At 72.6% G+C, this 25412-nt stretch carries 20 protein-coding genes and 2 pseudogenes; 12 read left to right on the forward strand and 10 right to left on the reverse strand.

Going from position 1 to position 25412, the window contains the following annotated elements; all coding sequences use genetic code 11:
- Window positions 1-7: 7 nt before the first annotated feature.
- The 5 genes from LZ604_RS16830 (at window position 8) to LZ604_RS36060 (ending at window position 6321) form a co-directional block, all read left to right on the forward strand.
- On the forward strand, window positions 8-1024 hold the full coding sequence (locus tag LZ604_RS16830) for an asparaginase (RefSeq protein WP_234516136.1): 1017 nt from the start codon (window positions 8-10) through the stop codon (window positions 1022-1024).
- A gap of 44 nt (window positions 1025-1068) precedes the next feature.
- Window positions 1069-2481, forward strand: a complete 1413-nt coding sequence (gene aspA, locus LZ604_RS16835; protein ID WP_234515933.1) for an aspartate ammonia-lyase — start codon at window positions 1069-1071, stop codon at window positions 2479-2481.
- Between the two features lie 2 nt (window positions 2482-2483).
- Window positions 2484-3407, forward strand: coding sequence for a glutaminase (locus LZ604_RS16840; RefSeq protein ID WP_234515934.1), 924 nt, complete (start codon window positions 2484-2486; stop codon window positions 3405-3407).
- A 173-nt stretch (window positions 3408-3580) separates the two neighbouring features.
- Entirely contained in the window at window positions 3581-4969 is a 1389-nt protein-coding gene (gene mptB / locus LZ604_RS16845; protein WP_234515936.1) for a polyprenol phosphomannose-dependent alpha 1,6 mannosyltransferase MptB, read from the forward strand.
- Window positions 4966-6321 carry a glycosyltransferase 87 family protein gene (locus LZ604_RS36060; protein WP_308283597.1) on the forward strand — a complete coding sequence of 452 codons (1356 nt, stop codon included), beginning with the start codon at window positions 4966-4968 and terminating at the stop codon, window positions 6319-6321. Before mptB ends, LZ604_RS36060 begins: the two co-directional genes overlap by 4 nt.
- 35 nt (window positions 6322-6356) lie before the next feature.
- On the opposite strand, the pseudogene LZ604_RS16855 reads toward LZ604_RS36060, so the two are convergent.
- Together LZ604_RS16855 and rho are read right to left on the reverse strand one after the other, a co-directional pair.
- Window positions 6357-7337: pseudogene (locus LZ604_RS16855) on the reverse strand (D-alanyl-D-alanine carboxypeptidase family protein); the annotation flags it as partial.
- A complete protein-coding gene (rho, locus tag LZ604_RS16860; protein WP_234515939.1) occupies window positions 7334-8473 on the reverse strand; it encodes a transcription termination factor Rho in 1140 nt (379 codons plus the stop codon). The pseudogene LZ604_RS16855 and the gene rho, both read right to left, overlap by 4 nt.
- A gap of 372 nt (window positions 8474-8845) precedes the next feature.
- On the opposite strand from rho, the pseudogene LZ604_RS16865 reads away from it, so the two are divergent.
- Window positions 8846-9286: pseudogene (locus LZ604_RS16865) on the forward strand (cytochrome P450); the annotation flags it as partial.
- Window positions 9287-9381: 95 nt separating this feature from the next.
- On the opposite strand, the gene LZ604_RS16870 reads toward LZ604_RS16865, so the two are convergent.
- The gene (locus LZ604_RS16870) at window positions 9382-10533 is read right to left on the reverse strand and encodes a chitinase (RefSeq protein ID WP_234515940.1); all 1152 of its coding nucleotides are present in this window, start codon (window positions 10531-10533) and stop codon (window positions 9382-9384) included.
- A gap of 190 nt (window positions 10534-10723) precedes the next feature.
- Between LZ604_RS16870 and LZ604_RS16875 the strand changes: the two genes are divergently transcribed.
- Window positions 10724-11491 (forward strand): class I SAM-dependent methyltransferase, encoded by a 768-nt coding sequence (locus LZ604_RS16875; protein ID WP_234515941.1) that lies wholly within the window; start codon window positions 10724-10726, stop codon window positions 11489-11491.
- On the opposite strand, the gene LZ604_RS16880 is transcribed toward LZ604_RS16875, so the two are convergent.
- The 5 genes from LZ604_RS16880 to LZ604_RS16900 form a co-directional block, all read right to left on the reverse strand.
- The gene (locus LZ604_RS16880; RefSeq protein ID WP_234515942.1) at window positions 11469-12203 is read right to left on the reverse strand and encodes a GntR family transcriptional regulator; all 735 of its coding nucleotides are present in this window, start codon (window positions 12201-12203) and stop codon (window positions 11469-11471) included. The two genes, LZ604_RS16875 and LZ604_RS16880, sit on opposite strands and share 23 nt — an antisense overlap.
- Before the next feature lie 122 nt (window positions 12204-12325).
- Window positions 12326-13291 (reverse strand): acetylxylan esterase, encoded by a 966-nt coding sequence (locus LZ604_RS16885; protein ID WP_234515943.1) that lies wholly within the window; start codon window positions 13289-13291, stop codon window positions 12326-12328.
- A gap of 104 nt (window positions 13292-13395) precedes the next feature.
- On the reverse strand, window positions 13396-13980 hold the full coding sequence (locus LZ604_RS16890) for an Rv1733c family protein (protein ID WP_234515944.1): 585 nt from the start codon (window positions 13978-13980) through the stop codon (window positions 13396-13398).
- A 472-nt stretch (window positions 13981-14452) separates the two neighbouring features.
- Window positions 14453-15226 (reverse strand): ferredoxin reductase, encoded by a 774-nt coding sequence (locus tag LZ604_RS16895; RefSeq protein WP_234515945.1) that lies wholly within the window; start codon window positions 15224-15226, stop codon window positions 14453-14455.
- On the reverse strand, window positions 15219-15824 hold the full coding sequence (locus LZ604_RS16900; RefSeq protein WP_234515946.1) for a sulfite oxidase-like oxidoreductase: 606 nt from the start codon (window positions 15822-15824) through the stop codon (window positions 15219-15221). Before LZ604_RS16900 ends, LZ604_RS16895 begins: the two co-directional genes overlap by 8 nt.
- A 227-nt stretch (window positions 15825-16051) precedes the next feature.
- On the opposite strand from LZ604_RS16900, the gene LZ604_RS16905 reads away from it, so the two are divergent.
- Both LZ604_RS16905 and LZ604_RS16910 read left to right on the forward strand, forming a co-directional pair.
- Window positions 16052-16978: an NADP-dependent oxidoreductase gene (locus LZ604_RS16905; RefSeq protein ID WP_234515948.1), complete on the forward strand. Its 927-nt coding sequence runs from the start codon at window positions 16052-16054 to the stop codon at window positions 16976-16978.
- A complete protein-coding gene (locus tag LZ604_RS16910) occupies window positions 16975-17691 on the forward strand; it encodes a GNAT family N-acetyltransferase (protein ID WP_234515949.1) in 717 nt (238 codons plus the stop codon). The genes LZ604_RS16905 and LZ604_RS16910 overlap by 4 nt, the downstream gene beginning before the upstream one ends.
- 75 nt (window positions 17692-17766) lie before the next feature.
- On the opposite strand, the gene LZ604_RS16915 is transcribed toward LZ604_RS16910, so the two are convergent.
- Window positions 17767-18171, reverse strand: a complete 405-nt coding sequence (locus LZ604_RS16915) for a MarR family winged helix-turn-helix transcriptional regulator (RefSeq protein ID WP_234516138.1) — start codon at window positions 18169-18171, stop codon at window positions 17767-17769.
- A gap of 353 nt (window positions 18172-18524) precedes the next feature.
- On the opposite strand from LZ604_RS16915, the gene LZ604_RS16920 reads away from it, so the two are divergent.
- The 3 genes from LZ604_RS16920 to LZ604_RS16930 all read left to right on the forward strand — a co-directional run bounded on the left by LZ604_RS16920 (window position 18525) and on the right by LZ604_RS16930 (window position 22067).
- Window positions 18525-19301 carry a putative protein N(5)-glutamine methyltransferase gene (locus LZ604_RS16920; protein WP_234515951.1) on the forward strand — a complete coding sequence of 259 codons (777 nt, stop codon included), beginning with the start codon at window positions 18525-18527 and terminating at the stop codon, window positions 19299-19301.
- Window positions 19302-19472: 171 nt separating this feature from the next.
- Window positions 19473-21488 (forward strand): NADPH-dependent 2,4-dienoyl-CoA reductase, encoded by a 2016-nt coding sequence (locus LZ604_RS16925; RefSeq protein WP_234515953.1) that lies wholly within the window; start codon window positions 19473-19475, stop codon window positions 21486-21488.
- A 33-nt stretch (window positions 21489-21521) separates the two neighbouring features.
- Complete coding sequence (locus LZ604_RS16930; protein ID WP_234515954.1) at window positions 21522-22067, forward strand: PadR family transcriptional regulator; 546 nt, start codon at window positions 21522-21524, stop codon at window positions 22065-22067.
- 43 nt (window positions 22068-22110) lie between these two features.
- Here LZ604_RS16930 and LZ604_RS16935 read toward each other — a convergent pair whose 3' ends face one another.
- Window positions 22111-25143, reverse strand: a complete 3033-nt coding sequence (locus LZ604_RS16935; RefSeq protein ID WP_234515956.1) for a SpoIIE family protein phosphatase — start codon at window positions 25141-25143, stop codon at window positions 22111-22113.
- Between the last annotated feature and the right edge of the window lie 269 nt (window positions 25144-25412).

Raw genomic sequence — 25412 nt, forward strand, 5'->3', positions numbered from 1 at the left:
CGCAGTGCTGTACGGAAGTCCGGTGGCCGAGGCCCCTGTGATCCGGGAGCCCCTGCACGCACCGGTCGCCCATGTCGTGCGAGGTGGCGTCATCGAGGGCATCCACTACGGCTCGGTCGTCGTCCTCGGCGCCGACGGGACCCCGGAGCTGCAACTCGGCGACATCGAGGCCGCCTTCTACCCGCGCTCGGCGCTCAAACCGGTGCAGGCGGTGGCGATGGTACGGGCCGGGCTGCCGCTCGACGGCGAGCTGCTGTCGCTGACCGCGGCCAGCCACTCCGGCGAGCAACGGCACCTGGCCGGCGCCCGGCGCATCCTGGAGCTTGCCGGGGCCAGCGAGGACGACCTCGGCAACGTCCCCGACCTGCCGTACGACGCGGTCGTGCGCGACGTCTGGGTGCGCGAGGGGCGGCTGCCGTCCCGGCTGGCGCAGAACTGCTCCGGCAAGCACGCGGCCATGCTCTACACCTGCAAGCTCAACGGCTGGCCGCTCGACGGGTACCTGGACCCGGGTCACCCCCTCCAGCAGGCCATCGCCGAGATCGTCGAGGACCTCACCGGACAGGCGATCGCCCGGGTGACCGTGGACGGCTGCGGCGCCCCGCTGTTCTCCGTGTCGCTGCACGGGCTCGCGCGCGCCGCGGCCCGCATCACCACCGCGCCGGCCGGCACCCCCGAGGCGCGGGTGGCGGACGCGATGCGTGAGCACGCGGAGATGGCCTCCGGCTCCGGGCGTGACGTGGCCGCGCTGATGCGTGCGGTGCCCGGGCTGCTGGCCAAGGACGGCTTCGAGGGTGTGCAGGTCGCCGCCCTGCCGGACGGCCGGGCCGTTGCCGTGAAGATCGCCGACGGGGCGAACCGGGCGCGGATCCCGGTCGCCGCGGCAGCCCTCGCCCGGGCCGGGGTCGACCCGGCCGCGCTCGCCGAGTTCGCGGGCGAGCCGCTGCTCGGCGGCGGCCGGCCGGTCGGCGGCGTCCGCCCGGTCCGCGCGCTCGACCCGCTCGCGCCCGACGTCCACGCCTGATCCCCGCAGCCACCAGCCACCTCCGGAAGAGGACCCGCACAGCCATGACCGCCGCAGCCCACCGCAGCGAACACGATCTGCTCGGCCACCGTGACATACCCGCCGAGGCGTACTGGGGCATCCACTCCCTGCGCGCCACGGAGAACTTCCCCATCACAGGGACGCCGATCTCCGCCTACCCGCACCTGATCGACGCCCTCGCGGCGGTCAAGGAGGCCGCCGCCCTCGCCAACGAGGAACTCGGCCTGCTGGAGCCGAAGAAGGCCGCCGCCATCGTCGCGGCCTGCCGCGAGATACGCGACGGCAAGCTGCACGACGAGTTCGTCGTCGACGTCATCCAGGGCGGGGCCGGCACCTCGACCAACATGAACGCCAACGAGGTGGTCGCCAACCGTGCACTCGAGCTGCTCGGCCACGCCAAGGGCGAGTACCGGTACCTGCACCCCAACGAGGACGTCAACCTCGGCCAGTCCACCAACGACGTCTACCCCACCGCCGTCAAGATCGCCACGATCTTCGCCGTGCGCGGTCTGCTGAAGGCCATGGCCGTGCTCCAGGACGCCTTCGCACGCAAGGCCGTCGAGTTCCGCGACGTGCTGAAGATGGGCCGCACCCAGCTCCAGGACGCGGTGCCGATGACGCTGGGGCAGGAGTTCTCGGCGTACGCCGTCATGCTCGACGAGGACCGCAGCAGGCTCGCCGAGGCCGTCGAACTGATACACGAGATCAACCTCGGCGCCACGGCCATCGGCACCGGCCTCAACGCACCCGCGGGATATGCCGAGTCGGCCCGCCGCCATCTCGCCGGCATCACCGGCCTTCCGCTGGTGACGGCCGCCAACCTGGTGGAGGCCACCCAGGACTGCGGGGCGTTCGTGCAGATGTCCGGGGTGCTCAAGCGGATCGCCGTCAAGCTCTCCAAGAGCTGCAACGACCTGCGGCTTCTGTCCTCCGGACCGCGCGCGGGCCTGAACGAGATCAACCTGCCGCCGGTGCAGGCCGGCTCGAGCATCATGCCGGGCAAGGTCAACCCGGTGATCCCCGAAGTCGTCAACCAGGTCGCCTTCGAGGTGATCGGCAACGACGTCACCATCACCATGGCCGCCGAGGCCGGACAGCTTCAGCTCAACGCCTTCGAGCCGATCATCCTGCACTCCCTCTCCGAGAGCATCACGCACCTGCAGCGCGCCTGCCTGACCCTGGCCGAACGCTGTGTCGCCGGGATCACGGCCAACGAGGCGGAGCTGCGGGCCGCGGTGGAGAACTCCATCGGCCTGGTGACCGCCCTCAACCCGTACATCGGGTACGAGGCGGCCACCGATATCGCCAAGGAGGCCCTCGCCGGCGGCCGGGGCGTCGCCGAGCTCGTCCTCGAGAAGGGCCTGCTCCCGGCCGAGCGGCTGCAGGCCCTGCTGCGGCCCGAGGTGGTCGCGGGCAGCGGCTCGCCTAAGGTCTGATCATGACCACCTCTGCGACCTTCCAGCCCGTACTGGAGCGCATCGCCGAAGAGATGGAGCGGCGGCCCGGGCGCGGACGGGCCGCCGACTACATCCCCGCGCTCGCCGCCTTTGACCCGAACCGCTTCGGCATGGCGATCGCCGAGCCGGACGGCACGGTCTACGGAGTGGGGGAATGGCGGCAGCCGTTCTCCGCGCAGTCGGTCACCAAGGTCTTCACCCTCGCCCTGCAACTGGCCCGCGAGGGCGACGAGCTGTGGGAGCACGTGGGCCGGGAGCCCTCCGGCAACCCGTTCAACTCCCTGGTCCAGCTGGAGTACGAGAACGGCATCCCGCGCAATCCCTTCATCAACGCGGGCGCCCTCGTCGTCACCGACCGGCTGCACACCCGTACCGGTGACGCGGCCGGCGCCCTGCTCGACTTCCTGCGGGCGGAGAGCGGCAACCCGGAGCTGACCTTCGACCGGGCGGTCGCCGCGTCCGAGACCGCGCACGGTGACCGCAACGCCGCCCTCGCCCACTTCATGGCGTCCTACGGCAACATCGACAACCCGGTGCCGGTCCTCCTCGGCCAGTACTTCCGGCAGTGCTCCATCGAGGCGTCCTGCGCGGACCTCGCCCTCGCCACCGGCTTCCTGGCCCGGCACGGCGTCCGCGCCGACGGCACCCGGCTGCTGACCCGCAGCCAGGCGAAACAGGTCAACGCGGTGATGCTGACCTGCGGCACCTACGACGCGGCGGGCGAGTTCGCCTATCGGGTCGGCCTGCCCGGCAAGAGCGGCGTCGGCGGCGGGATCATCGCGGTCGTGCCCGGCCGCTGCACGCTGTGCGTGTGGAGCCCGGGTCTGGACGAGCGCGGCAACTCGGTGGCGGGGGTGGCGGCGCTGGACCGGTTCACCACACTCACCGGACTGTCCGTGTTCTGAGCGGGCCGTCCATATCCCGGACGACGCGCCGAGCGGTCCGGCTCCCTCGTCTCCAGGAGCGCCCCGGTCCACGGAGGCACGGGTTACACGCCGGTCACACGCGAGTCGCCGCCGCGAGGGGCGGGCGTCGCCTGCCGGCCATCCGGTGTTGACACGCTTGCCGAGTGTTGGCCATGGCTTTCCCCGTAGATCTCCGCCGCTGCCAGGCGCTCGGTCTGGCCGGTACCGCCTTTCTCGCGTTGGGCGGTGAGACCGCCGGGGCCCTGCCGGTCGCGGATCTGGTCTCCCCGGAGTCCGGGCGCGCCGCCCTGGGACTGGTGGGGGTCTACTTCGGTGTGGTGCTGCTGATCGCGGCGTGGGCGCTGCTCGGCCGGGTGATCCGCGGACCCGAGCCGCCGACGCCGCGCGCCCTGCTGCTCGTCCTCGCCGTCTGGGCGGCACCGTTGCTGCTCGCACCGCCCCTGTTCAGCCGGGACGTCTACAGCTACCTCGCGCAGGGTGCCATGGTCGACGCCCATATCGACGTCTACGCGCACGGACCCGCCCAGCTCGGCGGGCCGCTGGCGAACGAGGTCGCGCCGGTGTGGCGGGACACCGCGGCCCCGTACGGGCCGGTCTTCCTCGTCGTCGCCTCCGCACTCTCCGGCCTGACCCGCGGCCAGCTGCCGGCCGGGCTGCTGGGAATGCGGCTGGTCGCGCTCCTCGGCGTGGCCCTGATGGCGGCGGCGCTGCCCCGGTTGGCCCGGCAGTGCGGCGCCGACCCGGCCGCCGCGCTGTGGCTCGGTGCCCTCAACCCCCTGGTGCTGCTGCATCTGGTCGCCGGCGCCCACAACGACGCCATCATGCTGGGCCTGCTCGGTGTCGGCCTGCTGGCCGCCCGCGGCCGGCTGCACCTCCTCGGTGTCGTGCTGATCACGCTCGCCGCGCTGGTCAAGGCCCCGGCCGCGCTCGGTCTGCTGGCCGTGGTCGCGTTGCGCCGGCACGCCGGCGTCGTGCGGGCGGTGGCGACGACGGCGGCCGCCGCGCTCGCCACGACGGTGGTGGCCACCGCGATCGCCGGTACGGGCTACGGCTGGGTGGCCGCCCTGAAGACGCCCATCTCTCCGCACAACTGGTCACCCACCAGCGTCCTCGGCCGGATCACCGGACGTCTGCTCGACCACCTCGGCAGCGGCCTCGCGCCCCTCGCGACACCGGTGTGGCACGCGGCCGGGCTGCTGGCGACGACGATCGCCGTGCTGTTCATCTGGCTGCGGCTGCGGCCCGCCCCGGTGTACGCGCTCGGGCTCAGCCTTGCCGTCGTGGCCGTTCTCGGCCCCGCGATCCGCCCGTGGTACGCCCTGTGGGGGCTGTTCCTCATCGCCGCCGCCGCGCCCAGCACCTTCGTACGCCACCGGGTGGCCGCCGCCACCGCGGTGCTCGCGCTCGCCGTGCTGCCGAGCGGCGGGCCGCCGGACCTCGCCCAGGTGCTGCTGGCCGTCTCCGGAGGTGCGCTGGCCGTGGTGGTGCTCTGGCAGGCGCACCAGGCGGCCCAGGCGCCGGTGCTCGGACGGACCGCGTGAGAGCGCCGCGCACCGAGCGGGGCCGGCTCGCCCTCGTGCTCGTCCTCGCCGCCGCCGTCGCCGTCTTCACCGCCACGGTCCCGCTGCTGCGCGACTGGTTCGACCTGCGCGTCTACTACGGGACCGTGCACACCTGGGTCCACCACGGCGGCCACATCTACGACTACCGGGTGCCGGGGACGACGTACGGCTTCACCTATCCGCCGTTCGCCGCCCTGGGCATGCTGCCCATGGCGTTCGTCGGCCTGGGCACCGCCATCGCCCTGGCACTGCTGCTGAACCTCGCGGCCGCCGCCCTCGTGCTGTGGTTCCTCGCCGGCCGGGAACTGCGGCGCCACGGCTGGTTCGGCTGGGCACTGGCCGCCTGTGCCCTGGCGCTGCTGGAACCGGTCCGGGACACCGTCAGCTTCGGGCAGGTCAACCTGCTGCTCCTGGTGCTCGTGCTCACCGATGCCTGGCTGCTGTCCACCGGGCGCGGGCGCTGGGCCGGGGCCGCGATCGGACTCGCGGCGGCCGTGAAACTGACCCCGGCGCTCTTCATCGGCCTGCTGCTGCTCGCCCGGCGCTGGCGTGCCGCGGCGCTGGCGACCTCCGTAGCCGCAGCGGCGACGGCGGTCGCGGCCTGGGCCGCGCCGGACGCCTCCCGCTTCTACTGGACGCACGCTCTCTGGGACACCAGCCGCGTGGGCCGCCTCGACTACGTCTCCAACCAGTCCCTGCAGGGCATCCTCGCCCGGCTCGCGGCGCCCGACGCGCCGAGCCGAGCCGCCTGGGCGCTGGCTGTGGTGCTGGTCCTCGCGGTGTGGGGGTGGCGCACGCACCGTGCGCTGCGGGCCGGCGACTGGCAGGCCGCCTTCGCCCTCACCGGGCTGGCCGCCTGCCTGGTCAGTCCCATCACCTGGGTGCACCATCTCGTCTGGCTGCTCCCGTCCTTCGCCGTGCTCCTGCGGCAAGGCCGAGTGCGGATCGCGGCGGCCCTGTATGCGGTGCTGTGCAGCAGTGTGGTCTGGCTGTGGTTCGACGACGCGTCCGGCATCGACGGCTTCCTCGGCAGCAACACCTACACATGGATCACTCTCGGGCTGCTGCTGGGGCTGCCGGCCGGTCAACCGAGTGGCGGACGCGAGCGCCTGAGCCACAGCGCCAGCGCGACCGCCGCGCCCACGCTCGCACCCACCACACCAGCGAACACCACCCTCTCGGTCCCGCCGGCCGCCGCCGGGGCCGTCCTCGGCAACGCGGTCGGACCGGCCCGCGACACGGCCGGCCGTTCGGCCGGCAGCGAGCCGACCGGTGTCACCCGGCCGGCGGCGGCGAACCCCCAGTCGAGCAGCGACCGCGCCTCCTCGTAGACCGCGAACCCGCCGCCTGCCTGAGGGTTCATCACCGTCACCACCAGGGTGCGTCCGGCGCGGCGCGCGGCGGCCACGAGTGTGTTGCCGGCGTGGCTCGTGTAGCCGTTCTTGATGCCGATCAGGCCCGGGTAGGGCTGGACGCCGTTGCGGCCGGTCAGCAGCCGGTTGGTGTTGGCGATCTCGTACGTGCTGCCGTCGTCGCCGGGGAAGCTCGACTCGGCGGTGGCGCAGTAGCGTGCGAACTCGGGGTTCTTCAGCCCGGCCCGGCCGAACACCGCGAGGTCGTACGCCGACGACACCTGACCGTCGGCGTCGTACCCGTCCGGGGAGACCACATGGGTGTCCTGTGCGCCCAGGGCGTGGGCCTTGGCCTGCATCTGGCGGACCGTGGTCCGCACACCGCCGTTGAGGGCGGCCAGTACGTGCACGGCGTCGTTGCCGGAGTTCAGGAAGACGCCCCTCCACAGGTCGCTGACCCGGTAGGTGTCTCCCTCCTTGACTCCGACGAGGCTGCTGCCGGGTCCGACGTCCTGCAGTTCCCGCGCGCTGACGGTGTGCCGGGTGTCGGCGGGCAGCCCCGGCAGCACGGTGAGCGCGAACAGCGTCTTCAGAGTGCTGGCGGGCGGCAGCGGGCGGTGCGCGTCGTGCGCGGCCAGCACGTCGCCGGTGGCGGCGTCGGCGACCAGCCACGACAGCGCCGAGACCTCCGGGAGTTGGGGTACGCCCGGGCGCTGCCGTACCTGTGTTCCGGACGCGTACAGGAGGGAGGGGCCAGGGGCGGGGGGCCGTGGAGCGCCGTAGTCGGTGCCCGCGACGGCGGAGGGAGCCGGGAGGGCCGCCGTCCAGGCCGCGCCGAGAGCGCAGCAGAAGACGACGACACGGGACGTGAATCCGAGGGTCATACTGGCCACCGTAGGAACGGTTACGGGGCCTTTGCCCCGGCAGTGTGGGCCGAGTGGGGGCAAGCGGCACCCGGATGCCGCACGCCGGGACCCGCCCGGCCGGGCCGTCATCCGGCCGGCAGCGTGGGCTGGACCTGGCGCAGGAACGTCGCGTTGTCGGGGGTGGCCCGCATCCGCTCCAGCAGGGTCTGCAGGTTCGCCTGGCCGTCACGCGACTTCAGGGCGCGCCGCAGTCCTCGTACGGCCGTCAGCTCGGCCGCTGACAGCAGGAGTTCCTCGCGGCGGGTGCCGGATGCGGCGATGTCCACGGCCGGGTGGATCCGGTGGGAGGCAAGGGTCCGGTCCAGCCGGAGGTCCATGTTGCCCGTGCTCTTCAGCTCCTCGAAGAAGAAGTCGTCGGCGCGGGAACCGGTCTCGACCAGGGCGGTGGCGAGGATGGTGAGGGAGCCGCCCTCCTCGGCCAGACGGGCGGCGCCGAAGAGCCGCTTGGGGCCCTGCAGTGCGGCGGCGTCGACACCGCCGCTGAGCGTGCGGCCACCGGCGGCGGCCGCGTTGTTGTGCGCCCGGCACAGCCGGGTCAGCGAGTCGAGCAGGACGACGACGTCCTGCCCCTGCTCGACGAGCCGTTTGGCACGCTCGACGACCAGTTCCGCGAGCGCGATGTGCTCCTTGGGCGTCCGGTCGAACGTCGAGGCGTACACCTCGCCGCGTACCGAGCGCCGCATGTCGGTCACCTCCTCGGGCCGTTCGTCCAGCAGCACCACCATCAGACGGCATTCGGGGTGATTCCCGGCGACGGCCGCGGCGATCTGCTGGAGCAGCACGGTCTTGCCGGTCCTGGGCGGGGCGACGATCAGCCCGCGCTGGCCCTTGCCGACGGGCGACAGGAGGTCGACGACGCGTCCCGACAGACCCGCCGCGGGATGCTCGAGCCGCAGCCGCTCCCGCGGGTGCAGCGGGGTGAGATCCCCGAAGTGCGGGCGTCCGCGCAGTTCGTCGGGGGTGCGGCCGTTGATCCGCGCCACCTCGGTGAGGGCTCGCCCGGCGCGGTCACCGACGAGCGTGTCGCCCTTGCGCAGGCCGTGGCGGCGGATGAGGGCGGGGGAGACCTGGAGGTCGGCGGGCGAGGCCTGGCAGCCGCCCGCCCGCAGGTGCCCCTTCCCGCCGTGGTCGATGTCGAGGACTCCGGTGACGGTCTGGGGCGGGCGCTGCCGCTCCATGGCAGGGCGTTCGAGTGTGGTGGTCATATGAGGTCCTTTCACGAAGGGACACCTGAGGAAGGAGGGGGGGGAGAAGCCGGAGGCGGCATGCTCACGCCTCGCTCGGCGGGGAACATCACCTCGGACACGGCGGTCACTGCACTGCCTGCGAGATGTGTCGGAAAGCCGATGTGCCGGTCGGAGACGACGGCGGACGGATCGGCGGACCCAGGAGAACAGCACCGGCGCCCGGAACGGGGCGTACACAGGTGCTGACCGCACTGTAGCACTCGACGGGCGGGTGCGGGTCCGTGCACTGCTCTCAACGTGTGGGCGGTGCCGTCTGTTCCCGCCTCCCGACGCCGGGCGGAATCCCTCGTCGTACGGCGCCGGCCCGATCCCCCCGACAAGGAGTCACCGGTGGGCACCTCCTCCGCCGCACCACACCGCCTTGACCCTTCCGGCGGCTGCCCGCACGCCGACAACGCGCGGCTGCTCACTCGGAGTGCGATCGCGCCCGTCCTGCTGCCCGGGGAGGTCGAGGGGATGGCCGTCCTCGGGCACCGGGCGCTCAGGGAGTTCCTCGCGCATCCGGATGTCGCGAAGGACGCACGGCACTTCACCGCCCTGCGCGAGGGGCGCATCGCCGAGGGCTGGCCGCTCATGCCCTTTGTGGCCGTCCAGGGGATGACCACCGCGGACGGCGACGACCACCGGCGGCTTCGGTCGCTCGTCAGCCGGGCCTTCACGGCCCGGCGCGTCGCGGAACTGCGCCCTCGCGTGGAGGAGTCGACCGAGTCCCTGCTCGACGAGCTGGAGCGGACGGCCGCGTGCGGCGGGGGAGTGGCCGATCTGAGGCGGCGCTTATGAGCAACAGCGTACGGACGCTGCCCGTGCGTCCGCCGCCCTGAGCCGCGTTGAGGGGCCGGGCGTGGCAGCCCGGCCCCTGACCGTGCTCAGCAGTAGAGGTTGGATCCGGGGCCGACGCCGAGGATGGCGGTGAACCGCTGATAGGCGTCCACGCGGCTCTGCACCTGGGCGGGGTTCCGTCCGTCGCACTCCAGGGAGCCGTTGATGCTGCGGATGGTCTGCCCGAAGCCGGCCTGGCTGACCATGGCGTTGTGGGGGGTCATGGTGCCGGGGCCGGACTGTGTGTTCCAGTACCACAGGCCGGTGCGCCAGGCCACGGCCGGGTCGTTCTGCACCAGCCACGGGTTGTCGAGAAGGTCGATGCCGAGCGCGTCACCGGCGGCCTTGTAGTTGAAGTTCCAGCTGAGCTGGAGGGGGCCACGCCCGTAGTAGGCGGCCTGTCCGGCCGGGCAGCCGTAGGGCCGGCTCCAGTCGCAGTAGGTGGGGTAGTTGGCGGTGTTCTGCTCCACCACGTAGACCAGACCGCCGGTCTCATGGCTGACGTTGGCCAGGAAGGCCGCGGCCTCCTGCTTCTTCACGGCGTCGCTGCCGGTGTTGGCGAACCCGGGGTAGGAGCCGAGGGCCTGTACGAGACCGCTGTAGGTGTAGAACGCGTTCCTGTTCGGGAACATCTGGTTGAACTGGGCTTCGGTGACCACGAATCCGGACGGGGCCGGGTTGCCGCCGCCGCTGGCGGGGGCGTTCCACTTCTGGTTGGCCGCACCCGAGCAGCTCCAGATCTGCAGGCGGGTGCCGTTGGCCGGGTTGTTGTCCCGGACGTCCAGGCACTTGTCGGCGGCCGGATTGACGATGTCGTGGGCCGCGGTGACCACCCACTGCTGGTTGGTGCCGCCCGAGCAGTCCCACAGCTGGACCGCCGCCCCGTCGGCCGTGCCGCGGTCGACGACGTCCAGGCACTTGCCGAACGCCCGCAGGGTGCCGTCGCCGGGGTCGGACCAGAGCTGGGCACCGGTCCCGTTGCAGTCGTAGAGCTGCACGGCGGTGCCGTTGGCGCTGTTGGCTCCCGCCACGTCGACGCACTTTCCGGCCAGACCGGTGATCCGGCCGTCGGCGGCGTGCGCGGGCGCGGCGGAGAACAGGGCGGCCACGAGGACCGCCACGGCGGCGCCGACCGTGAACCGGCCGAGGACGGCGCGTATGAGGGGGAATCGTCTGACGGGAAGCCGGGCCATGGTCATCGTTGTCGACACCTCGTGGGGGTTGGTCAGGCGGACGTGAACGCCGTTTCCAGCGGCGGGACTTGACGGCCCGGAAGCTAAAAGGTCTGAACCAATACGTCAAGAGGTGAACCGGAAAACGTTGTCATTCGGGCCATGCGCTCAGAAGCCGAACCTCCCCGTGCGCCCATGCCACGCCTAAGCTGGCAGGATGTTCTCCCCGCACGGCCCCACCCTCCGCGAACTGGCCGTTCAGGCACTGTCCTCGGTCGAGCACGGATACGATCTGCTCGCACCCAAGTTCGACGACACTCCCTTCCGGACATCGGACGCGGTGCTGGACGCCGTCGAGCGCGCGCTGGACGCGATGGGTCCCTTCGACCACGGACTCGACCTGTGCTGCGGTACGGGGGCGGGGGCGGACGTCCTGCGCACGGTCTGCCGCGAGAGCGTCACCGGAGTCGACTTCAGCGCGGGCATGCTGACCGTCGGCCGGCGGCGGGTGCGGTCCGACGGGCGGCCCCGGATCGCCTGGGTGCGGGGCGACGCCCGCGCCCTGCCCTTCGGCCCCGTCTTCGACCTGGTCGTCAGCTTCGGCGCCTTCGGTCACTTCCTGCCGGGCGAGCTGCCCGGCCTGTTCGCACAGGTCCACTCGGTGCTGCGGCCGGGCGGACGGTTCGTGTTCCCCATCGGGGCCCCGTCGCGCCCGGCCTCGCCCTGGTACTGGGCGCTGCTCGGCTTCGACACCGCGATGCGCGTCCGCAACGCCCTGTGGCGGCCGCCGTTCGTGATGTACTACCGGGCCTTCCGGTTCGGTGACGTACGGCGTGAGCTGATCCGCGCCGGGTTCACGGCGGAGCATCAGGCGCTGCCGGACTTCGGCCGCCGGCCCGACGGCAGTCCGCGCTGCCGGCTGCTGGTGGCCACGCGGGCGAGCGGCGGAGCCCCGACGGGCGTCAGCCGGCCGCCGGCAGGGTGAACTCGTAGACCAGCGCGTCGCGTTGGGCCTCCACCACCAGATCGGTGATCTCCAGGGGCCTGTCCCACTGGTCGTGCACGCGCCGGGTCACCCGCACGGTCGGCGGCAGCGGAGTGATCGCGTCGCGGTGGTGCAGGGTGAGACCGGCCGTGCGCATCCAGTCGTAGGCACGCCCGAGTTCGGCCGAGGCCCTGCCGTCCGCCCGGTCACGGTAGCGGGCCAGCTCCGGCACCTCGGCGACGGCGACCGCGGAGAACGAGGTGACGGCCGTGCGCACCCCGCTGCCGTCCGGCGCGGCCGACGCATAGCGGTGGACGAGTGTGGGCCGCCGGGGGGCGAGGCCGAGCTCCCGGGCGTGCTCCGGGGAGGGGACCTCCCAGGTGACGACCGCGCGGCCGGGCTCCGCGCCCTGGGCGCCCACCGGAAAGGCCAGCGAGGGGACGTGCTCCGCCGTGGCGCCGGGCAGCACCGCGTGGCTGCCGCGCCGGTCGGTGGTGACCAGCCCGGCGCGGCGCAGGATCTGCAGGGCCTGGCGCACGGTCTCCCGGCTGACCCGGAAGCTCTCGGCCAACTGCCGCTCCCCGGGCAGCCGTTCGCCCGGCGGGATGTCGCCGTCTCGCAACCGGCTCAGCAGTTCGGTGGCGATCCTCCAGTAGAGCGGCTCCTCGCGCGGGTGGGGAAGAGGGTGGTCGGTTGGGATGGTGCGGGCCATGTCCGCGCCTCCTGGTGACAAGACGTAGCCGTGCGGAATCAGTGCGCGACCAGATCTAGCATTGGTCTAAACCACCAGGAAAGGGTGGCCCGGCACTTCGGCCGAATCCGGCCCCAGGGGCCTCAGAAGCGGGCGGGCAGCCAGCGCAGCTTGACCGCCTCCTGATGAGGGCCGCCGCCCTCGTGGTCGTTGAAGTCGTAGACCTCGATCGTCTTCTCCTCGTGCGCCCAGGCGTTGAACGCGGCGAAGACCGTGGAGGGCGGGCACGTCTGGTCCTCCAGCGCCGCGGAGAAGAGCGCGGGTGCCCGGCCGCGCGCGGCGAAGTGCACACCGTCGAAATAGGACAGGGTCCGCAGCACCCGCTCGGTGCGGCCGCGGTGCGTCTTGAGATAGCTGCCGATCTCCCGGTACGGGTGGCGGTCCGTGAGCGTGGCCGCGCGCGGGAAGTCGCACAGGAACGGCACGTCCGGCGCGATCGCCACCAGGTCCGGTACGAGCCCGCCGACCGCGATCGTGATGCCGCCGCCCTGGCTCGCGCCGACGGCCGCGGTACGGGAGGCATCGGTCAGCGGGTGCGCGCGGGCCGCCTCGACGGCCCGTAATCCGTCCGTGAACAGCCGCCGGTAGTAGTACGTTTCGGGGTCCTCGACGCCACGCGTCATGAACCCGGGGAAGGACGGCGCACTGCCGACCGGGTCGGGGGTGTCGCCGCCGCCCCACGCGCTGCCCTGCCCGCGCGTGTCCATCACGAAGTGCGCGAACCCGGCCGACGCCCACAGCAGATGCGTATGCGGAAGGGCACGCCCGCCGCCGTAGCCGACGAACTCCACCACGACGGGGAGCGGCCCGTCCGCGGCGGCCGGCACGGTCAGCCAGCCCTTGACCGGGTGGCCACCGAAGCCGGCGAACGTCACGTCGAGGACCTGGACCGTCCGCAGGCCCGTCTCGACGGGCTCGAAGCGGGCGTCCAGGTCGTGCTCGCGGGTCTCCTGCAGCGTCTTCGCCCAGAAGACGTCGAAGTCCGAAGGTTCCACGGAGGCGCTGCGGTACTCACGGAGCTGGTCGAGCGTCAGGTCGAACAGGGCCACGGCGGACCGCCTTTGACGTCACGGATGTGGATGATCACACCGTACGGTGACGTCCGGGGAGCCGCCAGACCGCGAATTCGCCCGGCGCTCGGGGACTCGGCCCGTCACGCCGTGCGCCGCCCCCAGTCCGGGCCCGTCCGGGCCCACTCCGCTTCCCATTCCGCCATGCGGTGCCGCTCGGCGACCCGGCCGACCACGGCGCGGCCCAGGAACACCGCCCCGGCCATGCCGCCCGCCGTCCACACACCGGCCGTCACACCGTGCTGCCACACCGCGGCGTCGCTGGGCGGCGGGGCGACACCGTGGCCCTCCGCGTCCAGCCACACCCGCAGCCGATCGCCGTGTACCGAGCCCGCAGGGACCTGCGCCGACGTCGTCCGGGTCCCCTTGCCGGGCTCCGTCCAGCGCACCTGCACCCGGTACAGGGGCTGCTTGACGCCCTGGCTCGAGGGCGCCGCGGCCGGGGCGTCCTCGACGAGCACCGCGGGCACCTGGTGGCGCCGGGCGAGCTGGTCGGACTGCGTCGCGCGCGCGTCGCCGTACGCCCACCAGCCCACGGCCGCGCCGACGAGCGGCGCCCCGACGCACAGCAGGAGGGCGACGAGAAGCGCCGTCCACGCCTCGACGACATCCGATCGCCGGCGCAGCGGATTGCGCCGCCAGCGCCAGCCGCGCATCCGGGTTCGCATCTCGACCTCCTTGCCGCCACATCCCGCTCGTGGAGGGGTCGAGCCCCCTGGGGAACCCGCACACCGCCCCCGGCCACGAACAAGGAGCCCCTCGGCGAAGCACCGCGTGACGGCGCCCGCGGTGCACCGGCCCGCCACCGAAGGGGCAGGCCAACCCGGAACCCCCGCCGTCCGCGGCTCACGGCGGCGGTGGCCCGTCGGGTCCCGCATCAGGGCCCGTTCCCGCCGGACCGGTCGCACCCGCCGACCCCTGACCGGGGACGGCCGCTGACGGACCGGCGCGGACGCGCCACGGAGGCGACGCGGACGCGGCACTGGATGCTCCGACATGAAACGGCCTTTATGCCGATTCTCCTCCCCGGCGAAGTTCCCGGCCATGTGGCCCCGAAACCTGGGGCCGGCCCGGCCGCGCCGCGCGGCCGGGGGCCCCGGCGAGGGCGCGGCGGGACCGTCGGCCGAATCGGCCGACGGGTCAGCCGAAACGTTCGATACGGATGCGGTCCACCGGCTGCCCGGCCTCGACCAGCAGCCTCGAGGCGTGCTCGGCGAACGCGTTGGAACCGCACACATAGGCCTCCCACCCACCGGGAGGCGCCTCGGCCATGACAGGTGCCACATGGGTCGCGGACATACGGCCCACCGGCACACCCACGGGTGCGCTGCGGGTGAAGACGGGAGTCGTCTCCGCGCCGTACTCGTCCGCGTAGATCAGATCCCGCGGCCCGCGTGCCGAGACCAGCAGCCGCAGCGGCACGTCCAGGCCGTGCGCACGACGGTGGCGCACCATCGACATCAGCGGGACCACCCCCGAGCCGGCGCCGACGAGCAGCGCGGGCCGGTCGCCGGGCCAGGCGAAGAAGCCGCTCAGCGGGCCGCGCACCTCGATCCGGTCACCGGGCCTGGCCACGGTGTGGAACCAGCCGGAGACCTCACCGCCCTCCACATGGTCCAGGGTCAGCTCGATGTGCCCGCCGTCGTCGGGCGGCGACGCGATCGAGTAGTGCCGCTGCGCCACATAACCGTCCGCGGCGGTCAGCCGCAACATCAGGTGCTGCCCGGGCACATGGCCCGCCCAGCCGGGGACCGCGAACCGGAACGTCGCCGCGCGCGCCGTCTCCCGGCGGATCCCGGTCAGCGTCGCGGTTCGCCACACCGCGGCGGTGCTCCCGCTCACGGCGATCCGCCCGGGCACGGCGAACCGGGAGGGAGGCCGGAAACGGCCGGAGGCCACGGTCGTCTCAGTCACCGGAGTACCGCTGCTCCTCCCACGGGTTGCCCCGCGCGTGATAGCCGTTCTGCTCCCAGAACCCCGGCTCGTCGTGATCGAGGATCCTCAGGCCCGCGATCCACTTGGCGCTCTTCCAGAAGTACAGATGAGGCACCAGCAGCCGCGCCGGACCCCCGTGCTCGGCCGGCAGCGGCCTCCCGTCGTACTCGAAGGCGATCCACGCGCGCCCCCCGGTGAGGTCGGCCAGCGGAAGACTGGTTGTGTACCCGGTGTGGGAGTAGGCGACGGCGTGCGTGGCCGTCGTCGCGGGCCGCACCATGTCCAGGAACGCGTCCAGCGACACGCCACCGAACCGCACCCCGAACTTCGACCAGCCGGTCACGCAGTGGATGTCGCCGTCGTACGCCGACGTGGGCAGCGCGTGCGCCTCCGCCCAGGTCCAGGTGCGGGGTTCCGCCACCCGGCCGTCGATCCGGAACGACCAGTCCGTGGCCGCCAGATCGGGTGTGACCTCCGCGGACAGAACGGGCCAGTCGTCGCCCGCGTCGTACTGGCCGGGCGGAAGCCCGGGGTCGGAGACGCGTGGGCGCCCGGTGAAGCCTCGGGTGACGTGCATGGTGGAGCGGTACCTCTCCGGGCGGCCGGACGGGAGCGCCGGCCGTGGGTGATCAGTGCGTGCGCACTCCACCGTACGCGCCCGGAGACCGTGCCCCCGGCCCCGGCCGACCCCGGTCGTTGCGTGAGGATGAACTCTCCGGCGGCCGGGAATAGCCGCCATCCGATCTTCCTTGGCGAGTAGTGGACCGGCGGTCCGGCGACAGCGAAGGAGAGTGAGGCAGACCCATGCCCAAGGCGTACGCGTACACGCGGTACGGCGGCCCGGAGACCGAGACCTTCGTCGACGTGGACCGGCCGAGCCCCGGCCCCGGACAGATCCTCGTCGCGGTTCGCGCGGCGGGCGTGAACCCCGTCGACTGGAAGCTCCGTACGGGCTTCCGGCGACCCGGCGACACCGGCGAGCCGGAGTTCCCCCTCGTCCTCGGCAACGAGGCGGCCGGAGTCGTCGAGGAGGTCGGCGAGGGCGTGACCGGGTTCGCGGCCGGTGACGCGGTCTTCGGCAACACCGTGTCCGGCGGATACGCCGAGTACGCCCTGCTGCCCGCCGCGGTGACCGCGCACCTGCCGCGGGAGCTGTCCTTCACGGACGCCGCGGTCCTGCCGGTCGCCGCGGCCACCGCGTACGACGGGATCCGCCAGCTCGGCCTGCCCGCCGGCGCGACCCTGCTGGTGACCGGTGCCGGCGGGGGAGTCGGCGTCGCCGCCGTACAGATCGCCCGTGCCTTCGGGCTGCGCGTGATCGGCACGGCGAGCGAGGGCAAGAAGGAGTTCGTCGAGCGGCTCGGCGCCGTGCACATCGCGCCGGGTCCGGAACTGGCCGCGCGGGTGCGGGCCGTCACCCCCGAGGGTGTGGACGGCGTCTACGACCTTGTGGGCGGTGAGGTCCTTCAGGAGGCCGCGGCCCTGCTGACCGACCGGTCGCGGCTGATCTCCGCCGGTGCGGCCCAGGAGGAGATCGAGCGGCTGGGCGGCGCACGCGTGGCACGCGCTCGCACCGCCGCCGTGCTCGACGAGGTCGCGCGCCTGGTGGTGCGCGGCGACCTGGACCCCCACATCAGCCGGACCTTCCCGCTGGAGCGTGCCGGGGAGGCGCTGCGCGCGGTCGAGGAAGGCCACGCCCGGGGCAAGGTCGTGATCGAGGTCGCCGCATGAGCGGCACCCGGCACGTCCTCGACAATCCGGCACTCGCCTCGCTCACCGGCCCGCACGCCCACTTCGCCGAGCGCCGGGGCCGTATCCTGCGCTACCCGACGGACGTCTCCCCCTGGGTGGGCCTGCCCGACGATCCCGACGCCGACGACTGGGCCGATCTCGCAGCGCTCGCGGGTCCGGGCGCCGAGGCTCCGCTGCCCGGTTTCCGGGGGGTGCTGCCGGAGGGCTGGGAGATCACCTTCGACCTGGACGGTGTGCAGCTCGTCGACGACGGGGTCGCCGCCGCCCCCGAGCCGGAGGCCGTCCGGCTCACCGCCGCCGACGTGCCGGAGATGCTGGACCTGGTCGAGCGCACCCGGCCGGGGCCCTTCCTGCCGCGCACCGTCGAACTGGGCACCTACCTCGGCATCCGCCGGGACGGCGCCCTGGTCGCCATGGCCGGTGAGCGGCTGCATCCGCCGGGGTGGACCGAGATCAGCGCCGTGTGCACCGATCCGGCCTTCCGTGGCGAGGGACTGGCGACGCGGCTGATCCTGGCGGTCGCGCACGGCATCCGCGAGCGCGGCGAGACGCCCTTCCTGCACACGGGCGCGGCCAACACCGGCGCCATCCGGCTCTACGAGTCCCTGGGGTTCAGGCTCCGCCGCAGGACGAGGTTCCTGTCGGCACGGGTGCCGGAGCCCTCGGCGGACGGGCAGGCCGTCGGAGTCTGACAGACGGGGAACGGGGCCGGCGCCGGGCAGGCGGTTCTCCGAGGACCGCACCGCACCCGGTGCCGCTCGGTCGTGTCACCGGTCGCCTGCCGTGGCGGAGTTGTAGCGCAGCAGGTACCCGGCGAAACGTCGCAGGTCTTCTTCCGGCCAGCCCGCGAGCCGCTCCCGGAACGCCTCCCGGCGGCTCTCGGTGACCTGGGCCAGGATCCGGGCGCCCGCCTCGGTCAGATGCAGCACCTGGACCCGGTGGTCACCGGGATCGAGCCGCCGCTCGATCAGCCCGGCCCGCTCCAGCGCGGCCACCTGGCGGCTGACCGTCGACTTGTCCAGCGCGTAGTGGTCGGCCAGGTCGGTCGAGCGGCAGCCGCCGCTCTGCTCCAGGTGCCCGAGCAGCGTGTAGGAGACCAGCGAGAGTTCCGGGTGCATACGGGCGGCCGAGGCACGGGCGCGCCGGGCGAACGCGGTGAGTTCACGGTGGATGGTCTCGACGGCCGCGTCCGCCGCGGGAGCCGCGGCGTCCCGCTCGGTGCCGGCGGTTGCGCCGGACGCCTCGACTGCCTGCACGGGTCCTCCTCGGGTCGCTCTCGGTTGTAGAGTACAACCGGATTGTGCAGGCGGCCTCCGGCCCGCCCGTACCGGCGGGCGGCCGGTCACCACTGCTCCTGCTAGGGTGGCCGTCCCGGCCGGGGATCGTCCCCGCCGGTGTTGGCGAGGAGGTGAGACCCATTTCCGCTGTGTCGGCTCGGGCGCTCTCACCTCGAGGCAGCGCGGATCACCGCCGCTAGGTGACCGCCAGAGCGCCCTTTCGGTCAACCGAAAGGCTTCTCGGCTCCATGCCACCCATGTCGCGTTCCCGCGTCGTCTCCGCTCTGCGCTCCGCCGGCTGCGTCTTCGCCGAGGACGAGGCGGAGTTGATCCTCCAGACCGCCCGCACACCCGACGAGGCCGCCGCCATGGTCGGCCGGCGCGTGGCGGGCCTGCCCCTCGAACAGGTCCTCGGCTGGGCGGAGTTCCACGGACTGCGCATCACCGTGGAGCCGGGCGTCTTCGTGCCGCGCCGACGCACCGAGTTCCTGGTCCGGCAGGCCCTCGCCGTCGGGCCGGACGCCCGCGTCGTGGTCGACCTGTGCTGCGGCTCCGGGGCGGTCGGCGCCGCGCTCGCCGCCGCACTCGACGGTCCGGAACTGCACGCGGCCGACATCGAGCCGGCCGCCGTCCGCTGCGCCCGCGGCAACGTCGCCGCGTACGGTGGCCGGGTGCACGAGGGCGACCTGTTCGCCGCGCTCCCGGACGAACTGCGCGGCCGTATAGACCTGCTGGCCGCGAACGTGCCCTATGTGCCCACGGACGAGGTGGCGCTGCTGCCGTCCGAGGCCCGGGACCACGAGCCGCTGGTCGCCCTCGACGGGGGCTCGGACGGCCTGGACGTCCTGCGCCGGGTCGCCGCGGAGGCGGCAGGCTGGCTGGCCCCCGGGGGCTCCCTGCTCGTCGAGACGAGCGAACAACAGGTCTCCCCGGCCGTGGAGGCGTTCACCCGCGGAGGACTGCGGAGCCGGCTCGCGGTCTCGGACGAGTGGTACGCCAACGTGCTGATCGGGACCCGGCCCTGACGTTAGGGGGGCGGGCCGGTCCGGGCGTGGTGTCCGCGGCGGTGACCCGCACCTCGTCCCGGTGGCCGAGCCGGCCGCCGGTGCCGCTGCCCTCTCCGGTTGTGCAACTAGTTGCACAATGGTGCCCTCGTCGTCTACAACAGACACACGACACGCCGGACGGAGGGCCCGATGAGCCGCTACCCCCATCTGCTGACCCCGCTCGACCTGGGCTTCACCACCCTGCCCAACCGCGTGCTCATGGGCTCGATGCACGTGGGTCTGGAGGAGGCGGAGCACGGCTTCGAGCGCATGGCCGCGTTCTATGCCGCCCGGGCGCGCGGTGGAGCCGGTCTCATCGTCACCGGCGGCATCGCGCCCAACGAGGCCGGACGCCCCTACGAGGGCGGCGCCAAGCTCACCACCGAGGCAGAGGCCGAGCAGCACTCCGTCATCACCCGGGCCGTGCACGAGGCGGGCGGACGGATCGCGATGCAGATCCTCCACTTCGGCCGGTACGCCTACCACCAGGACCTCGTCGCGCCCAGCGCGCTCCAGGCCCCGATCAGCCCGTTCGTCCCGCACGCGCTCACCGACGAAGAGGTCGAGCGGACGATCGACGACTATGCGCGCGCCGCCCGCCTCGCCCGGCAGGCAGGCTACGACGGCGTGGAGATCATGGGCTCCGAGGGCTACCTCGTCAACGAGTTCATCGCGGCGGGGACCAACCGGCGCGAGGACCGCTGGGGCGGCTCGTACGAGAACCGGATGCGGTTCCCCGTCGAGATCGTGCGCCGGGTCCGCGAGGCCGCCGGCGAGGACTTCATCATCGTCTACCGGCTGTCCATGCTCGACCTGGTCCCCGGCGGCTCCTCCCTCGAGGAGGTCATCACCCTCGCGAGGGCCGTCGAGGCCGCCGGAGCGACCCTCATCAACACCGGCATCGGCTGGCACGAGGCCCGTATCCCGACCATCGCCACCTCCGTGCCGCGCGGCGCGTACGCATGGGTGACCAAGAAGGTCATGGGTGCCGTATCGATCCCCCTCGTGACCACCAACCGCATCAACACCCCCGAACTGGCCGAGCAGTTGCTCGCCGAGGGATACGCCGACATGGTCTCCCTGGCCCGGCCGATGCTCGCCGACCCCGACTTCGTCGCCAAGGCGCAGGCCGGGCGTCCCGAGGCCATCAACACCTGCATCGGCTGCAACCAGGCCTGCCTCGACCACACCTTCAGCGGGAAGATCACCTCCTGCCTGGTCAACCCGCGTGCCTGCCACGAGACCGAGCTGGTGCTGTCCCCGACCCGGCTGCGCAAGCGCGTCGCCGTGGTGGGCGCCGGTCCGGCCGGGCTCGCCTGCGCGGTGTCCGCCGCCGAGCGAGGGCACGACGTCACGCTGTACGACGCGGCGAGCGAGATCGGCGGCCAGCTCAACGTGGCCCGCAAGGTCCCGGGCAAGCAGGAATTCGACGAGACGCTCCGCTACTTCCGCACCCAGCTCGACCAGCACGGTGTGGACGTCCGGCTGGACACCCGCGTCACCGCCGCGGACCTCGACGGGTTCGACGAGATCGTCGTCGCGACCGGCGTCACCCCGCGCACCCCCGAGATCCCCGGCATCGACCACCCCCGCGTCCTGGGCTACCTCGACGTACTGCGCGACGGCGCGCCCGTCGGTGACCGCGTCGCCATCCTCGGCGCGGGCGGCATCGGCTTCGACGTCGCCGAGTTCCTCACCGACGCCGGGGACAAGGCGAGCGAGGACCCGGCGACCTACTTCCGCCACTGGGGCGTCGACATGGACTACCGCGCCCCCGGGGGCCTCGCGGCGCCCCAGCGGCCGGCCCCGCCGCGCACCGTCCACCTCCTTCAGCGCAAGGCCTCCAAGGTCGGCGCGGGACTCGGCAAGACCACCGGCTGGATCCACCGCACCGAGCTGAAGCACCGGGGCGTCACCATGGTTCCGGGCGTGCGCTACGACCGGATCGACGACGAGGGGCTCCACATCACCGTGGACGACGAGAGCACGGTCCTGCAGGTGGACACGATCGTGCTGTGCACGGGGCAGGAGCCGCGCCGCGACCTGTACGAGGAGCTGACGGCCGCGGGCCGGGCGCCGCACCTGATCGGCGGCGCCGACGTGGCGGCCGAGCTGGACGCCAAGCGGGCGATCAAGCAGGGCACGGAGCTGGCGGCGGCGCTGTAGGAGCGCTGTGCACCGTCTCCCTAGGATGGCCCCATGTCACTCCCGCACGCGATCCTGACCGCCCTGCTGGAGAAGCCGTCCTCAGGTCTCGAACTCACCCGCCGGTTCGACAGGTCGATCGGCTACTTCTGGTCGGCGACCCACCAGCAGATCTATCGGGAGCTGGGGCGGCTGGAGCACGACGGCCTGATCCGTGCCCTCCCGACCGAGCAGCCGGCCCGCGGGCAGAAGAAGTCCTACGAGGTTCTGCCCGCGGGCCGCGCCGAACTCGCCCGCTGGACGGCCACGTCGCAGGACCCCAAGCCGATGCGTGATGTGCTGCTGCTGCGGCTGCGTGCCGCAGCCGTGGTGGGGACCGAGGGCATCGAGACCGATCTGCGTCACCATCTCACCCTGCACCGGCGTCAGTTGGCCGAGTACCAGGAGATCGAGAACCGCGACTTCGGCCCCGGCAGGGACTCGGCGCAGGACCGCCTCCAGCACCTCGTGCTGCGGGCCGGCATCGATCTGGAGACCTTCTGGATCCAGTGGCTGTCCCATGCCCTGGAGGAGCTCGGGAGGCTGCCCGCACCCGAATAGCCGTCCGGGTGCCCGGGCGAACGGTGCCGTGCGTGGTTGACGATCAGCCTGAGGCGGTGGGAAGGGCCTGTTCGGTCCAGATGGACTTGCCGGTGCGGGTGTGGCGGGTGCCCCAGCGCTGGCAGAGTGCGGAGATGAGCTGCAGGCCGCGGCCTCCCTCGTCGGTGGCGGAACTGTGGCGGATGTGCGGCGTGGTCAGGCTGGCGTCGGAGACCTCGCAGATCAGTGCGCGGCTGCGGAGCATGCGCAGCCGGATGGGGCCGTAGGCGTGCCGGATGACGTTCCCGACCAGCTCGCTGACCAGAAGTTCGGTGGTCATGATCAGGTCCTCGTCGGTCAGGTCCCAGTCGGTGAGCTGGGCGCGGACCAGGTCGCGGGCCTGGCTCGCCGCCACCGGGTCCTCCGGCAACGGCCACTCGGCGACGTTCTCCGCGTCCAGCGGGTGGGTGCGGGCCAGCAGCAGGGCGGCGTCGTCCATCAGGGCGCCATGAGTGGGCAGGAGTGCGGAGGTAAGGGTGGCGCAGAGGGCGTCCAGGTCGGAGGCGTCCGCCGGTGAGGCCGGCATGGCGTTCACGGACTGAAAGAGGAGTTCGGCCAGGCGGCGCATGCCGGTGGTGACATCCCTGTCCTTGCTCTCGACCAGGCCGTCGCTGTAGAGGGCGAGCAGACTGTCGGCGGGCAGCAGGGTCTCGAGGGTCTCGAAGGGCGGAGCGGCCACCCCCAGTGGCGGGTCCGGGGCCATGGGCAGGAAGGTGACGGTGCCGCCGGGATGGGCCACCGCTGGGGGCGGCTGACCGGCGCTGGCGTACGACAGACGCCGGGTCACCGGGTCGTAGATGCCGTACAGGCAGGTTGCGAAGGTATCGGTGCCCAGCTCGCCGACGATGTCGTTGAGGTGACTGAGGATTTCGTCGGGCGGCAGCTCCAGCTCCGAGAGGGTACGGACGGCCGTGCGGAGCCTGCCCATGGTTGCGGCCTCGGCCATGCCGTGGCCCATGACGTCGCCGATCACGAGCGCCACCCTTGCCGCGGAGAGAGGGATCACGTCGTACCAGTCGCCGCCGACGTCGGCTCCCTGCTTGGCCGACTGGTAGCGCGCCGCCGTCGTCACCTCGGGCAGCTTGGGCAGTGCCTGCGGCAGCAGGCTGCGCTGGAGCGTATGGGCCCGGGTCGTCGCCTCGTCGTAGAGCCCGGCCCGCTCCAGGGCCTGCGCGATCAGTCCGCTGAGCGCGGTCAGCAGCGTTCGTTCGTCATCGTCCAGCACCCGCGGTCGGCCGAAACCGATCACCGCCGCGCCGATCCCGCGCCCCGACACCGCCAGCGGCAGAAAGGCCCAAGCGTGCTTGTCGCCCTGCTGGATCAGCATCTCGGTCTTCGGGTAGCGCCTGTGCATCTCCTCCGGAGAGGAGATGCACAGGGAGCTGCGGGTGCGCAGGGCGTCCCCCACCGGATTCGTGGTGTCGCTCACTGTCCACAGCCCGTCCAGCAGTCGGGTGAAGCGCTCCGAATACCCCCGGGAGCCCACCACGGTCAGCCGGTCGCCGACTGTGCCGAGCATGATGAGTCCGGTGGCTCCGAGGGGTGCCATCACGCCGTCGGCCACCGCCGCCATCACATCCTGGGCCGTGACCGCCTCGGCCAGCTCCCGGGTGACCCGCTGCACCAGGGCCGCCCGCTCCGCGGCCGCCCGCTCCGCGTCGGCCCGCTCGACCTCGCGCAGATGCCGCTGGGTGGTGTCGGTGATGTAGAGCGTGAGGCCTTCCGGCACGGGAACCAGCCGCAGGTGGTACCAGGACGTCCCATCCGGCCCCGGCACATCCAGTCCGGCCGGCTGGCCCTCGGCCACCGTGGCCCGGCACCGTTGCTCCAGCCCCGGCACGGCACGTACGGCGGGAATGTCCCAGAACAGGGTTCCGGCCACATCTTCCGCGGCGCCGAAGAGCCGCTCGGCGGCCTGATTGAGAAATCCGATCCGCCAGTCCGCATCCAGGGAGACGAAGCCGTCGCTCATGTGGCGCAGCGCCCGCCCCACCGACTCGGCGGCGGCGTGCGTTTCGCTGCTGTCCCGGAGGGTGCCGATCACCTTCACCGGCGCCCCCTCCCCGTCCGTGATCGTCCGGGCGCGGGCCTCGATCCAGACATATGTGCCGTCCTGGCGCCGGATCCGGTACTCGGCCTGGAAGCCGCCGCGCAGCTGTATGCCGGTGTCGAAGCCGGCTACCGCCCTAGGCAGGTCGTCCGGGTGGATCAGCGCCGCCCACGCCTCGATGCCGCCGCTCATCACTCCCGGATCGATGCCGGCCAGCACCTCCTCGACGGGCCGGTCGGAGGTCAGCTCGCCGGTGCGCAGGTCCCACGTGTACGTGATGGAGGGCATCCCCTTCACGTCCCACACGGGGGCGGCCTTCTGCGGTCCTGGCTCGTTCTCCAGGGCACGCAGCAGGGTGGCGGACGGATTGAGGATCCCGGACGACCTGAGCCTCCCGGACATCCAGGCCGCCACCTCGTTCACGAACGCGCGCTCCGTCGCGCCGGGCTCGGCGCCCGGGGCGAAGAGGACGGAGAGCGCGCCGCGTCGCCTGCCACCGCCCGGAATGGGAACTGCCAGGTGACCGATGCCGGCGGGGAGTCGGGAAGGCCACAGGGCGGCGGGGTCCCGGCCCGGCACCGGGTCGGGCGGGGCCAGGTCGGGCCGCCACGCAGTGGTGTCCTTGCGGGCGGCCCTGCTGGGCGGCGCCGTGCCCCGTGCCGGGATGATCAGCCAGGGCCGGGTCATCGACTCCGGCAGGCCACTGTCGGCGACCAGGTAGAGGACGCCGCTCATGCCGCCGCCCGGGAGATGCACCATGCCGCCCAGGCCGTGCACCTCGGCCACCGCCTGCTGGAGCGCGGTCAGCAGCACTTCGACATCACGCCGGTCCTCGCCCACGGCGTCGAGCAGCCACATCCGCATACGGTGTTGCTCCGGCGGCCGTACGGTCTGTATGGTCCGCAGGCCCTGCGGCTGGTGCAGCGGATGGGAGGCGGGGGGTATGGACGGGCCGGTGTTGTCCGCATCGCCGTTTCTGGTACTCACCACTGCCGACTGTCGCCTCCGCTCACCCGCCGGGCCGCATGCGGTCGGATGTGGACTTTCAGCGATCCACATCCCTCGAATCCATGATAATTGGGATGACTTAGGCGATTTAATCCATACTGCGGTGTATTTCGCATTTTATTAACCATGTGTGGCGTCAGTTCACGCTTCGTTACCCGGAAAACCCTGTCGAGCCGGCCCTTTCTTGCCGGCAGTGGTGGTGGTGAGGCTATAGGTGTTCGTGTGGCTCCGGGAATATCGGCCCACGC

This window comes from Streptomyces glomeratus, assembly GCF_021462825.1.
GTDB classification, from domain to species: Bacteria; Actinomycetota; Actinomycetes; order Streptomycetales; family Streptomycetaceae; genus Streptomyces; species Streptomyces glomeratus.